This is a genomic window from Arthrobacter sp. A5 (genome assembly GCF_051131705.1).
Taxonomy (GTDB): Bacteria; Actinomycetota; Actinomycetes; order Actinomycetales; family Micrococcaceae; genus Arthrobacter_M.
Map to the genome: position 1 here is coordinate 3,480,165 of NZ_CP180316.1, position 13,170 is coordinate 3,493,334.

Below are 13,170 nucleotides of genomic sequence, written 5' to 3' on the forward strand. Positions count from 1 at the left end.
TGGGCTTAGGGAAAGCGGCGGTGGTTACCCGACAGATCCGTGACCGAGGGTGGGTCAGGCTGTTGCGGCTGCGACGGCATCGATTTCGATGCGCTTCTGGCCCCGGAAACGGGCAACCTGCACCGTGGTACGGGGAGGCAGTGGATGGCCGCTGAGCCGGGTGAGGTAGGCGGCGTTGTAGTCCTCGAACTCGTCCAGGTCCGCGAGGTAGACGGTGAGTTTGAGGAGGCTGGAAAGGTCTGAATGTGCACCCGACAGGGCGTTTTCCAGGTTGTCGAATGCTTGGGTTACTTGGCCGGCAATGTCGGCTGGGGTTGAACCGTCGGCGCGGGTGGGCACTTGCCCGCAGAGAAAGACGATGCCGTTGACGGCGGCCGAGGCTGAGTAGGGCCGGGGCTTACCGTCGGAGAACTGGGTGCGCTCGATGCTGCTCACCGGTCCGCCATGAGGTAGTTCCGGGAAAGCTGATACATGCGATGCCATTCGTGGTCACTTACTTTCAGGGGGTTTTGACAAATGTTTGCGTCCTGGCGGGCCGGTCCGGAAGTGCCAGGAAGGACGACGACGACCGTGTTTTCCCCGTCCGACGGCGGCAGCAGCGATGCTGCCAGGGCTGTGCTGGGCGGCTCGCTTGCCGAGGTGACGGTGCCGTTGTTGACGGAGAGGTATTCCGTGCCGGCCTTGGTGGAGATGGCCACAATAATGGTGCGCCGCAGGTTGGCGCTGCGCCGCAGCAGCAGGTCGTTCCACAGTTGGCGCGGGATACCGGAACACGTGGTGCGGCTGACCCGGACTTCCTCGGCACCGCCGCTGGCGGCCAGGTCGATAAGCTGCATCGCCGAACGCAGTGCCGGTTGGTCCGGGCAGTCGAGCTCGTGAACGGTGACACCGGCCCACACAGTCGCTTTAGTCCCGGCGGCCCGCACGGGCTGTGCCCAGTCTGCCGCGAGCAGTTGCTCCAACAGGGCAAGCCCGTCCTTCGAGTCGACTTCGGCCCGCAGCACGGCCAGTCCGCCCTCCTGGGCCTCGGCGGGGTCCGCACCCGCGGCGCACATGGCGCGGAACGCCGATTCGACGATCTCGCGGGGCTGGACGGAGCAGACGGCATTCCCGTGGACACTGTCTGTGATGCCTGACACTTTGGTCTCAGACACTGGGGTCTCAGACATGGGCCTTCTCCTTGGTGTTGTCCATGACCTCGGCGAACAGGCGGCTGAAGTTGCCGCCGAGGACCGCGGCAATGGTGTCATCAGTGAGTCCGGCAGCCACCAGTCCTTCGGTGAGCCGGGGGAAGTCTTCGGGTCCCGTGAACCAGTTGGGCCAGGCGGGCCACCGGGGTGAGTTTTCCGGTGCGGTCGGCTGCCAGCGGCCGTTGCGGAGCCAGCCGACGAATTCGTGGTCCCAGCCGCGGGTGCAGTCGCTGCCCAGACCGACATGAGAGGGCCCATACTGATCCACCATGCGCGAGACCATGCCGGCAAAGCTCTCAATGGTCACGTGTTCGCCGCCGCTGACGGTCGGGTAGAGGCAGCAACCGATGACTCCCCCGCGGTCCACGAGCGGTTGGATCACGTCGTGCGGCTTGTTGCGGGGCGTGTCGAAGAACCACAGGGGGTTTGAATGCGTGATTGCGACGGGCATCGTGGAGACCTCGATCGCGTCGCGGCTGGTCCGGTACCCGACGTGCGAGAGGTCGACGAGCATCCCGACTCGGTTCATCTCCGAAACCACGACCCGTCCGTATCGGGTGAGCCCGGAATCCTCTGTCTCGAAGCAGCCGCCGCCGAGCAGGTTCTGGTTGTTGTAGGTCAGCTGGGCAATGCGGACACCCAGGCGGTGGAAAAGTTCCACATAGCGATAGTCGTCCTCGAAGGGGCTGGCGTTCTGGAAGCCGAGAAAGACGGCGATCTTGTCCTGTTCCTTCGCCTTTTCAATGTCGGCGCCGCTGGTGGCCAGGAAGAAAAGATCTTCGTTGCGGTTGGCCAGCTCGAGCCATTGGCCGATGGAGCGGATCGTTTCAGCCGCATTTTCCCAGACGGCGCAGGTGGCGTTGACGGCGCTGACGCCGCCGGTGCGCAGTTCTTCCAGGACAGGCCTGCTCCAGTTACTGATCTGCAGTCCGTCCACGACGGTCGCCTGCTGGTGCACACTCATTATTTCGCTCCTTCGGGCGCCAGTGGAAACAGCCAATCGTCGTCGTCTGTTCCGTTCATGACATCCGCCACGCGCGGAGCGCCGCTGAACAAAGTGACGCGCACCCAGTCAGTGGACTGCGGGCTGAAGTTGTTCATCCCGTAGGTCGCCAATTGAAAGCGTTGGGTGCTCAGCGGCAGGAATTGCGCATCCAGGAGGTTGTCCTGCAAATCCCCGTAGCGGTAATCCTTGGTTTGCTGGATCCGTTCGGTAGCAAACCGGTGGTCCGGATGGGCCAGCAGGAATTCGGCCACGCTGGCCCCGGCGGGGAAGCGTCCCAAATCAGCAGCCAGGGCGTTGATCCGGCGTGCCACGTCCGTGCAGTGCTGCACTGTGCCGGGCGCCATCTGTATCCGTTGCGCCCGCCTCGGTTCTTCGCTGTCCGCGGAGGTGTACCAGTAGTAGGTGGAGCGCTCCGGGGCGGCAAAGTCGTAGTTGCGGGTCCAGCCATAATTTTGATCCAGCAGTGCCCGCAGTTCGCCCCCGCGCATGGCAGGGTCAAAGGGCGGCGGGGCGGCCACCGTGAGAAGGGCGTCGGCCTCCTGATCGAAATCGTGCCGGAGTTCAATGACGATGGAGGCGAAGAGGCCGCGGGCTTCCGGGCTAAGGTCGCCCGCCAGTTCGTGCAGGCGCGCCAGCACGGGGGCGGCCTTCCCACCGGAAGCCATGAAGGCTTGGAGTTCGCGCAGCAGTTGGCGAAGTTGGGGCCTGATCGAATCGGTCGAAAGGAACGGCACGGTCTTCAACTCGGACTTTTCCGCCAGGTGCCGGTCAGCCCTCTCAAGTTGTTCAACAACCCGGCCCAGGTCAGGATCCTCCGGTGTGTAACTGGTGGCGAGTCCCGCGGCGAGGGGAAGCTCGCGGAGCTTGCACCAGGCGTCGAGGTAGCCGGGGTGGTTGACCAGGAAAGGCACCATGCCCAAGCCGGTGGCGTTGCCCAGCCCAAAGTACTTGCCCCACTCCGCATTCAGGGGAACAGCATTGGTGCCGGCGGCCCGAGCCTTGGCCCTGGCGACGTGCTCCACCAGATCCATGCTGAGCTCGCGCAGCAGCCAGGCGGCGAGCATTTGCGAACGGTAGGGGACGGACAAGGGGTGGGCGGCGGGCAGGGTGGCCAGCTCCTTGAGGCCGAACTTGCCGTTGCCGTAGAACGCGGTGCTGCGGATTAGGTAGGGGCTGGGGCCGATCTTCGCAACCTCGGGCTGGGTCCCCGCGGCAAGGCAGTCGCTCACATAGTCGAAGAAGCGGGCGCTGCGGTTGGCCCGGGTCATGATGATCGTTTCCGGGTCGGTGCGGCCTTGTTCCTGGACCGTGACGTTGCGGCGCAGTTCCGCCTCGCGCTCGGGGCTCAGTTCACCTTCGATGAGTGCGGCCGTGACGTCCCAGGCGTTCGCGATGACCCTGTCGGTGCGTTCGCTTTCTTCCAGTGCCTGGCAGAAAGCGATGAACTTCAAGCTGAAGCCCTCGATGTCAAGGGTGTAGACGGCTGTCCCCCGGCCCAGCTCGTCCAGCTCCAGACGGGACTTGGTCACACGCCATTGGTGGGAGGCCGCGCGGCGGAGCATCGTGCGGGCAAAACTGTGCCGGGTGCCCCAGGCGCCGTTCATGTCGGAACCGCAGAGCACAGCCTCCGGGGTGCGCAGCTCACACCTGGTTTTTTCGTCGATGAGGTTCATGGTCATGCCTTCTTGGGTGCCAGGCGCAGGTAGGCGGTCTTCTCGTGGGTGAAGAAAGTGGCGGCGGCGGCGCTGTTCTGCTCCCGGGGTCCGGCGAAGGTGGAGTCCTTCATTCCCCCGAACGGGGCGTGCAGTTCGGAGCCGGTGGTCGGGGCGTTGACCTTGACCAGGCCTGCCTGCAGCGCGGACACGCAGCGGCGGATGGCACGCTCGTCGCTGCTGAAGACGGCGGCGGTGAGGCCGAACGCCGTGTTATTTGCCAGTTCGATGGCATCCTCCAGGGTGTCTGCGTGCAGCACGGTTGTCACGGGGCCAAAGACTTCCTCCTGGCAGATGGTCATGGAGCGCGGTCCGGTCAGCACGGTGGGGGCGACGTAGCTGCCTTCGCCCTCTGGCAGAGTCGACTGGGCCAGGATTTCCCCGCCTTCCGCCAGCGCCTGTTCGATGGCGGCGTTGATTTCCCCGCGGGCCGACGGCGAGACGACGGGGCCGATCTGGACCGAGGGATCCGTGCCCGGTCCCAGCACCAGGGCCGACACCTTGTCCTTGACTCGTGCCAGGAAGTCCTCGTGCCCGCCGCCGACCAGGATCACGCGCCGCGTGGCGGTGCACTTCTGACCGGTGGAACCCATGGCCGCGTTGACTACGCTGGTGGCAGCCAGCTCAGCATCCGCATCCGGAAGGACCAGTGTGGCGTTGTGACCGCCGAGTTCAAGCTGCAGTTTCGCTCCCCGTCCACAGACTATTCCCCGGATGTGGTGGCCGACCGGCACGGAGCCGGTGAACGTCACACCACCCACCAAGGGATCGGACACCAGTTCGGAGCCCAGCTGGCCCGGGCCCAGGATCAGGTTGACCACGCCGGCGGGGACACCGGCGGCAGCCAGCGCCTCCATCAGCAGAACGGAGACCCCCGGCGTGTTGCTCGCCGACTTCCACACCACCGTGTTGCCGTTCAGGAGCGCCGGAGCGATCTTCCAGGCCGGAATCTGCAGGGGGAAGTTCCACGGGGTGATCACCCCGACCACGCCCAGAGGCCGCCGTATGGTCAGGATCCGCTCCTCCGGATGACTGGAGGGGAATTCGGTACCCACGGGATTGCGGGCGGAGGCGGCATGGTAGTCAAAGGTGTCCGCCGATGCATCAACCTCCATCCTGGACTCCGCGATTGTCTTGCCGTGTTCGGCGGTCATGACGGCGGCGATTTCCTCGGCCCGGTCCCGGATGGCTGCCGCGGCGGTCGCCAGGACGCGGCCGCGTGCCAGAATGCCCAGCTCGTCCCAGGCCGTGGTTGCGGCAGCGGCGGCCTGGATCGCCTGGCCCAGCTCCGCGGAGCCGGCCTGGTGGTAGCTGGTCACTGCCTGGTCCGGCACTGCCGGGTTGTATCGGGACACGAAAGCACCTGATCCCTCAACCCAGATACCGTTGATGAAGCTGCTGGCGGGTTTGGTCAATACGGGCATTTTCAATCCTTTGTTCCGTGCCAATCTGTGACTTCTCTCACCACCAACGTTAGGCGCATTGCCTTGCGAATTGAAGTATCTATTTGACGCACTTCAATATCCATTTAGTCTTGATTGCATGAACCTCAGACGCCTTGAACTTTTCGTCGCAGTGGCCGAAGAACTCCACTTCAACCGTGCAGCCCAGCGCCTTCACATGGCACAGCCGCCGTTGAGCCAGCAGATACGCAAGCTGGAGGACGAGTGCAAGGTCGCCCTGTTCGTGCGCAATTCCCGCAACGTGGAACTGACCGCTGAGGGCGAGGTGCTGTTGGAGCATGCGCGCAAGGTCCTGGTCCAATACGCCGTCATGACGGCGGCACTGTCGCATGCCAGGAACGGTGAACTTGGCCGGCTGCGGCTGGGCTTTGTTTCTTCGGCGGCCATATCCATGGTGCCCGGCCTGGTCCGGCACATGCGCTCACAGTGGCCTGGGATCGATCTCCAACTGCGCGAGGAGACCACGGATGTGCAATTGGAGCTCATTGCAGCCGGCATCCTTGACGCCGGCATTGCGCGGGAGGTCCGGACAGTGGCGGGCATCAGCGCCACGGTGCTCCGGTACGAGCCCCTGGTGGTCGCCGTGGCCGACGACCACCGCCTCGCCGCACAGTCCCCTGTGGGCCTAAAGGATCTGAAAGGTGAGGCTTTCATTGCCTTTCCGCGAAGCCGCATCTCATCGCTCTTTGACCACATTTCGGCCCTGCTCCATGCCGTGGGCGTGGACTTTGACATCGCCCAGGAAGCCGTCCAGTTCCCCACCATTCTCGGCCTCGTCGCAGCCCACCTGGGCATCGCCGTCGTGCCCGAATCGATGCGCGCGTTCGCCATCCCGGGACTGGTCTACCTGGACATTGAAGACGCCAACGCCAGCTCGACGGTCAGCCTGATTTACGCCACCGACACATCCAACTCCTTGCTCGTGACAAAAGTCAAGGAAGCGTTCCAGGAAATCCTCGTCTCCTGACCGGGCACACCGGGCGGTGGGGCTCAAGCGTCCTGGGAGTCGGGCCCTTCCGACGGCAACGCCTCATGAGAGCAGTCGTCGCCAGGCGGGGCGTCGAGCCCTGCCGCGGGGGCTATGGGCGTTGACCTGGACTGGGAACTAATCGAAAGGCAGGCCCTGGTCAAATACACGCTCCGATGACACCGGAGCTGTCCCGCTGAATGCGTGGCCCTGCCATGAGTTGGTAGGACCCCGCTTTCAGCTTCGCCGGGCAAATCCCAGCGAATCCACTCGCCGCCACCGGAAGCGAACGAGCCTCCAGGGAAGATCAGCCAGATGACCTGAAATACGGATCCGAGCCACACAGCCAACTCATGAACCTCCGGCATCACGGGCGATCTTCACCGGGTGACAGCAGCTTCTGGTTCAGGCACAACCAGCCTGCAGTCGTCCCGTTGGCACTCAGAAAACCACGATCGTTGGATCGTCTGCCGCCTGAAATAACAATCGCTTTGCGGGGCAGTCCGGACTCCCGAGGGTGATGATGGTATTAGGCCATTTGGCGGCCGAGACTCGCCTCCTGGCTGGCACCCTCCGCGGTTGTCCTTTCCGGGAGCCGTCCGCCGGCCGTTGGCCTGCACCAAACGCATGGGCGGACATGACTTATTAGGAGCCCGACCAAGAGGTCCCCTTCGTCTGGAGCCCTGGGCTTACCCGTTTCAGGATTTGGAAGCGCTGCTGTAGCGTTCGTCGCGCCAAGCGAGTGCCGCTTTGAGGCCCTCCGCAGAGGCTACCGCGTCGAATTCCTGTTGTTCGGGGGTGTTCGCTCCGTTGATCATGGCCGAGATGTCGATGTTTGCCTTGACGGCGGTTTGAAGTCCTTTGGCTTCGTAGGCGCGGTTAAGTGCCTGCTTGGTCAGTTGCAGGATCGGAAGGGGGGTTGGTGCGATGCGCAGGGCAAGTTCAAGTGCAGCCGAGCCGAGGTCCTCCCGGGGCACGGTCTTGTTGACTAGACCAAGGTGGAGGGCCTGTCCGGCATCGATCGTGTCACCTGTGAAGAGTAGTTCATTGGTTTTCTTCTGGCCGAGCACGAAGGGCATGAGCAGAGTGACCGGTCCGGACCCGTATTGGATTTCGGGCTCGCCGAACTGAGCATCATCGGCTGCGACAACCATGTCGCAGGCCATGGCGATTTCACAGGCCCCGCCGAGGCAGTGTCCCTGCACTACGGCGATGGTGGGCTTGGGCAGGGACCACAAACGCATGCTGACCTCTGAGTCCCGACGCAGCACCGGGAGCCATTGAAGTGGCGTCTCGGTCCCGCTCTCGATTTCGTCGGTCATGTCGAAGCCGGCGGAGAATGAACGCCCGCTTCCGGCGATGAGGACGACTTTGATCGAGTCGTCAGCAGTCGCCTGGGTGATCCGCTTGTCGAACTCGTCGAGCATGTCGGCATTGATGGCGTTGAGCTTCTCGGGGCGGTTAAGGGTGATCGTGGCAACGGGCCCATTGGTTTCGTAGAGCACTACATCAGACATTTGATTCCGGTCCTTCGTCGGTTGTGGGGCAGGTCCCTGGACATTGGCGGGAATGTCGAGGGTTCCTAGGGATGGTTCGTCGGCTTGAGGCTAGGCTGTTTGGTGGAGGATGATGCGTGCGTCGAGGGCGAGTGCCCGGGTGGGGGTGACCGCGATCGGATTGCATTCAATCTCGTCGATTTCGGGATGCTCGGCTGCGAAGCGTGACAGGGTCGCGACCAATTGTGCGGCTTTATCGATGGCAACCGCCGGTTTCCCCCGGAATCCGGTGAGGAGGGCGGCGCCCCTGAGGGAGAGGAGCAGCTCCTTGGCTTGCTCGGTGGTGATGGGGCCCAGTGCGCACCGGGTGTCCTTGAGCAGCTCTGTGTAGACACCTCCGACGCCCACGAGCACGATCGGGCCAAAGGTTGGGTCACGACGGACACCAATGATCAGTTCGACCGCCCCGTCAGTGTAAGCCATCTCCTCGATCGAGCAGCTCGGCGGTGCGAGTCGAGCCCGCACATCGTGCCACGCGGTCAGTAGCCCGTTAAGGTCGGGGATGTTTAATATGACCCCGCCGTTGTCGGATTTGTGCTCATCACCTAAGGCTTTGAGGACCAGTGGGTAGTGAAGGTTGGCGGCTGCGGCCTTGAGCTCGTGAAGGGTGGTGACCTCCGATGCAGGGCTGAAAGGAATACCCGCTGCCGCCAATGCACGGCGCGCCCTGCCGTATCCGGTCACCACCAGCGGAGCTGCTGTTGGTGCCGGAAGCACCGGTAGCGGTTGAGGGGCGAATTGGTGCCTGCGGACCAGTCGGCTCATCGCCCACGACGCGTGCTCAACGTTGCGGTAGACGGCAATCCCGCTCTCACGGAGCGCAACCACCGGGGCCGAGTCGGAAAACATGGTCTGGGCCACGAAGCTGGCCCCCGACCCGGCCACGAGGGAGCCGATGTCGCGGCCGGCCTGTACCTCACCATCCAGGACTGAGGGATCATAGTCGCTGTAGCCGCCGAAAAATCCGGTCATGAGGATTGAGTCCGACTCGCAGCTGGCTACCAGTCGTTTCACGACCCGTGCGAAGCAGGAAATGTCTTGCTCGCCACCACCAGCGATATCGATGGGGTTTGAAATCCCGGCGGTGGGTGGGAGTTCGCCGGCGATCTGCGTCGAGAGGTCGTGGGAAAATTCTTCGACCTGCAGCCCGGCTTCTTCGAGGCTGTCGCTTGCCAGAGAAGCGTGGCCGCCGCCGTCGGACAATACCGCCACACGTGATCCGGCGGGGGGCCGGGTGCGCACCAAGGCTTGGAGAAGGTTTGCCATTTCCAGTGGGCTGGAAACGAGTTCGGCACCTGTTGCCTCACAGACGGCTTCGAGGACAACATGTGAGGTGACGAGGGACCCGGTGTGCGAGGCCGCCCCGCGGGTGGATGCTGCACCGCGGCCAACGGACAGCAGAACGAGGGGCTTGCCGGCGCGGGCGGCGCGGGCGGCGGCAGCAGCGAACTTACGACCGTCCTTAAACCCCTCGCAATAAACTGCGATGGCGGAGGTCCCCTCGTGATCGACGCAACTGTCGATGAGGTCGGCGACGTCAAGGTCCGCGCAATTACCCAAACTCGCGAAGCGGGACACTCCGAGTCCCTGTTCACAGAGGTGCTCGGCCAGGTCAATCGCAACGTTCCCGCTCTGGGAGATGATCGCTACGGAGCCGGGGCGGAAATCGTTGACTGTGGCATCGAGTCCTGTCGTGTTGTCCAGCACGCCAAGGCAGTTCGGGCCCAGCATGGGGATTCCTGCCCTCCTGAGCCGGGCGACGAGCGCGTCCTGGCGTGCCAGTCCCTCAGCGCCCGTTTCGCCCAGGCCCGCGGTAATCGCCACGATTGCCTTGACTTCGGCGGTGATGGCGTCATCCACGGCCTCGTCGAAACCAGCCGCGGGTACAGCGATCACCGCAAGATCAACCTGGCCTTTCAGTGCGGCCAGGCTATGGGCGGCGGGATGACCTAGAATCGTCGGCCGGGATTTGTTAATGAGATGGGCCTGGCGGCGGGCGCTGTCCCGCAACGCGCGCACGGCAAGCCAATTTCCATACTTCCCGGGATCGTTGCTCGCTCCCACGATGGCGATCGAGGTTGGATCGAATAGCGCAGCAAGGTTCCTGCGATAAACAAGCGGGGTACTGGCGGCGGGGGTCATCGAAAGTTCTCCATCTAAAGCGGGGTGTTTAGCCTTGATTGGTCAAGTGGCCAGGACGGACAGAAGCGGTCAGGCGAGCATCTCAGTTCATCCACCCCAGGCCTGCCAGTTCAGCCGGCCTGAGGCAGTTGCACTAGCGTCGGTGGCAGGAATCCAAAGATGGCGGAGGCCGTGCCCGGAATCCTCCGCAACCTCCATGGTCTGCTAGGGGATAATCACGATCTTTCCTTGAACATCACCACTGTCGAGCTTCTTCAGTCCAAGCGCGGCATCGGCCAGCGGAAGGACCGAGTCGATCTGCGGGCGCAGACCGGTGGTGTCCAGCAGCGACAGAAGCTGCTCGAGCTCGCCACGGGTGCCCATCGTTGATCCCAGGACCCGCAACTGCAGGAAAAAGAGACGATTCAGATCCGCGGCCGGATTGGGCCCACTAGTCGCCCCGCACGTCACGATCGCACCCCCTGGCTTGAGGGATTTCAATGAGTGCGCCCAGGTGGCCTCCCCGACATTGTCAATGACGGCGTGCACCCGTTCAGGCAGTCGTACGCCGGACTCAAATACTTGGTCGGCCCCGAGCACAAGAGCAGCTTCACGTTTGGCGGCGCTGCGGCCCACCACCCAAACACGCAGGCCCGCGGCCTTCCCCAACGAGATCGCAGCCGTCGCCACCCCGCCACCAGCTCCCTGAACCAGAACCGTTGATCCAGGCGCAAGCCGGAGCTTGATGAACAGCATCCGGTAGGCAGTCAGCCACGCGGTCGGAAGGCAAGCGGCCTCTTCAAATGACAAGGAGGCCGGTTTTGCCACCAGGTTGCGTCGAGGCACCAGAATCTTTTCCGCCAAGGTGCCGTCGTAGACTTCCGACAGCAGCGACCGCTTCGGATCAAGGGTGTCATCTCCGACCCAGCCCGGCGAGGTGACAACGCCGTGCACTACGACGTCGTTGCCTTCCTCATCGATGCCGGCCGCATCCCCGCCGAGAATCATGGGCAGCTGATCAGCGCGAATACCCACCCCTCGCAGGGTCCACAGGTCATGGTGATTCAACGCCGCCGCCTTCACGGTGACAGTTGTCCAGCCTTCACGTGGTTCGGGTTCGGGCCGGTCGGCGACAACCAGACCCGACACAGGATCGTTGGCATTAATGGCATTGGCGTAAGCAGCAAGCATGAGAAGGGGCCTTTCCCTAGATTTTATTGAAGTGGTCTTGCTATAGAAACGGTTGAAATCCGCTGGCGATCTGAAGTGCTCCCGCTTTTATGGACTCGGTCCTATACAGCACGATGTCAGCCATCGGGTTTCCTTACCCGGTGGGGCAAACGTCGGTTTTCAAGGATGCGGATGGCGTGCCACAGTCGTCATCTGGAGGGCGGAATAACCCGGACTAGAGGTCGTCGAGTTCGCCTTCAGCGAGCATCAGGGCGTCGGCTGCCAAGGCTTCCTGGGCCTCCTTTGTCGTGTCCAGCGATATGCAGGCGATCAGGTATACGCCGGCCGCGACGGGCAGACCGATGAAAACGGACAGGTCCATGCCGTTGAGCGCGTGCGCGACAGGTCCGGTGAACCACGAGGTACTGAAGAACGGGATCATGCAGGCGAATCCGGCTCCGTACGCGAGCAGTCCCCGCCAGCTCCACCGCCCGTAGATTCCCCGTGGGTTGAAGATCTCCCGTATCGAGTAGTGCGTCTTGCGCACCACGTAGAAGTCGATCAGGTTGATCGCCGTCCACGGAGTCAGCAGGTAGAACAACAAACCCAGGAAGCTGCTGAAGTTGCTCAGGAAGTTATTAGTGGCGGTCAGGGTGAGAACGAAGCAAATGGCGGCGATGATTACCAGTGCCGTGATCCGGGCCGCAGTGGTCGGGCACAGCTTCTTGATCGAGTCTTTGACGCTCAACAGAGTCAGGGACCCGCCGTAGAAGTTCAGCGATGAGATCGTAATCAGGCCAGGAATGGTAGCGAGCAGCAGAAGAGTCCCGAAGCCCGGGAAGACGTGGTCTCCGAGGGCACGCAGCGCGGGTACCACGTCGAGCTGCATGTTTAGCACTGCGGCGACGGCCCCGAGCAGCATGACCCACGCCCCGCCGAGGAGCGTGCCGGTGTAGGTGCTCCAAAAGGTGGACCGGATCGGGACGGTCGGGGGCAGGTACCGGGAGTAGTCCGAGACGTAGATGGCCCAGCTGAGCTGGTAGGCGGCCGCGGCGATGAACTGGGCGAGGAAGGGCGTCACCTGGAAGTTGGCCAGATCGAACTGGCTCGCCGGTAGACGCACCATAATGAGGGCTCCAACGCTGGCGACCAGAAGGCCGGCGACAAGCGGGAAAGACAGCCAGCGCTGGGCCTTGTGGATCCAGTCATAACCGGCGATAGCCAGCAGTAGGGCCAGCGCCGTGAACACGACATAGGAGACAATCGGCGGCACGTGCGCGATGTCTTCCATCGCCTGACCGGCGAGCACCTGGTTGAACACGTTGTACCCGACATAGCTGACGAGCGCAACGACCCATACTACCAGCGCCCCCATGTAACCGAACTGCGGTCGTGACTGGATCATCTGGGGAAGGCCGAGCTGGGGCCCCTGGGTCGAATGAAAGGCCATGAAGAACGTGCCGAAGGCACACCCGGCGACGATCGCGATCATCGACCACAGCAGATTTGCTCCCAAACTTACACCGATGACCCCGGTCGCAACGGTTGCCAACTGCGCGCCGCCTGTAAACCAGACCGGAAAGAGGTGCCAAACCTTTCCATGCCGCTCCGACAGCGGAACGTAGTCGATGGACCGGGATTCGACCTGAGCGATCCGCCCCAAGGGTGGTGACAGGTCAAGACGCCCGTCAGCGGGAACCTGATCGCCGTCGAGCGACGAGACGTGAGGCCCAAAATCTGGCATAGTCATGGATTTTTCCCTTCGAGTAAAACCACGAAACTACGCGACCGGTGGAGGGTAACGATGATCGCTTCCAACGCAATCACGCCGTGGTGTAGATCACATCGTAGGCATCAACACAGCCAATGATGCACTGTGCTGGAGTATGATAAAAACTCCCCAGACAGTGTTTCGATATGAGATCCTCCGAGCACGTGCAGGAACTGTTGAGAACATCACCGGCGGTGATTTTTCTGGTCAAGAT

Annotated in this window: 10 protein-coding genes; 1 reads left to right on the top strand and 9 read right to left on the bottom strand. The window is 62.9% G+C overall.

What is annotated here, in order from left to right; all coding sequences use genetic code 11:
• Positions 1–54: 54 nt before the first annotated feature.
• From ACLLJI_RS16440 to ACLLJI_RS16460, 5 genes are read right to left on the bottom strand one after another with little or no spacing between them, the layout of a single operon-like run.
• A complete protein-coding gene (locus tag ACLLJI_RS16440; RefSeq protein ID WP_434614467.1) occupies positions 55–435 on the bottom strand; it encodes a RidA family protein in 381 nt (126 codons plus the stop codon).
• Positions 432–1,169 (bottom strand): hypothetical protein, encoded by a 738-nt coding sequence (locus tag ACLLJI_RS16445; protein ID WP_434614470.1) that lies wholly within the window; start codon positions 1,167–1,169, stop codon positions 432–434. The genes ACLLJI_RS16440 and ACLLJI_RS16445 overlap by 4 nt, the downstream gene beginning before the upstream one ends.
• The gene (locus tag ACLLJI_RS16450) at positions 1,162–2,154 is read right to left on the bottom strand and encodes a membrane dipeptidase (RefSeq protein WP_283562301.1); all 993 of its coding nucleotides are present in this window, start codon (positions 2,152–2,154) and stop codon (positions 1,162–1,164) included. The genes ACLLJI_RS16445 and ACLLJI_RS16450 overlap by 8 nt, the downstream gene beginning before the upstream one ends.
• Positions 2,154–3,875 carry a hypothetical protein gene (locus ACLLJI_RS16455; protein ID WP_434614473.1) on the bottom strand — a complete coding sequence of 574 codons (1,722 nt, stop codon included), beginning with the start codon at positions 3,873–3,875 and terminating at the stop codon, positions 2,154–2,156. Before ACLLJI_RS16455 ends, ACLLJI_RS16450 begins: the two co-directional genes overlap by 1 nt.
• Positions 3,872–5,332: an aldehyde dehydrogenase family protein gene (locus tag ACLLJI_RS16460; RefSeq protein ID WP_434614476.1), complete on the bottom strand. Its 1,461-nt coding sequence runs from the start codon at positions 5,330–5,332 to the stop codon at positions 3,872–3,874. Before ACLLJI_RS16460 ends, ACLLJI_RS16455 begins: the two co-directional genes overlap by 4 nt.
• Before the next feature lie 118 nt (positions 5,333–5,450).
• Between ACLLJI_RS16460 and ACLLJI_RS16465 the strand changes: the two genes are divergently transcribed.
• Complete coding sequence (locus ACLLJI_RS16465; protein WP_434614479.1) at positions 5,451–6,338, top strand: LysR family transcriptional regulator; 888 nt, start codon at positions 5,451–5,453, stop codon at positions 6,336–6,338.
• 698 nt (positions 6,339–7,036) lie between these two features.
• Here the strand turns inward: ACLLJI_RS16465 and ACLLJI_RS16470 are convergent.
• From ACLLJI_RS16470 to ACLLJI_RS16485, 4 genes are all read right to left on the bottom strand, one after another.
• Positions 7,037–7,855, bottom strand: a complete 819-nt coding sequence (locus tag ACLLJI_RS16470; RefSeq protein WP_434614482.1) for an enoyl-CoA hydratase/isomerase family protein — start codon at positions 7,853–7,855, stop codon at positions 7,037–7,039.
• Positions 7,856–7,945: 90 nt separating this feature from the next.
• Positions 7,946–10,036, bottom strand: coding sequence for an acetate--CoA ligase family protein (locus tag ACLLJI_RS16475; protein ID WP_434614485.1), 2,091 nt, complete (start codon positions 10,034–10,036; stop codon positions 7,946–7,948).
• A gap of 204 nt (positions 10,037–10,240) precedes the next feature.
• Complete coding sequence (locus ACLLJI_RS16480) at positions 10,241–11,206, bottom strand: zinc-binding dehydrogenase (RefSeq protein WP_434614488.1); 966 nt, start codon at positions 11,204–11,206, stop codon at positions 10,241–10,243.
• A gap of 214 nt (positions 11,207–11,420) precedes the next feature.
• The gene (locus tag ACLLJI_RS16485) at positions 11,421–12,935 is read right to left on the bottom strand and encodes a purine-cytosine permease family protein (RefSeq protein WP_434614491.1); all 1,515 of its coding nucleotides are present in this window, start codon (positions 12,933–12,935) and stop codon (positions 11,421–11,423) included.
• Positions 12,936–13,170 lie beyond the last annotated feature (235 nt).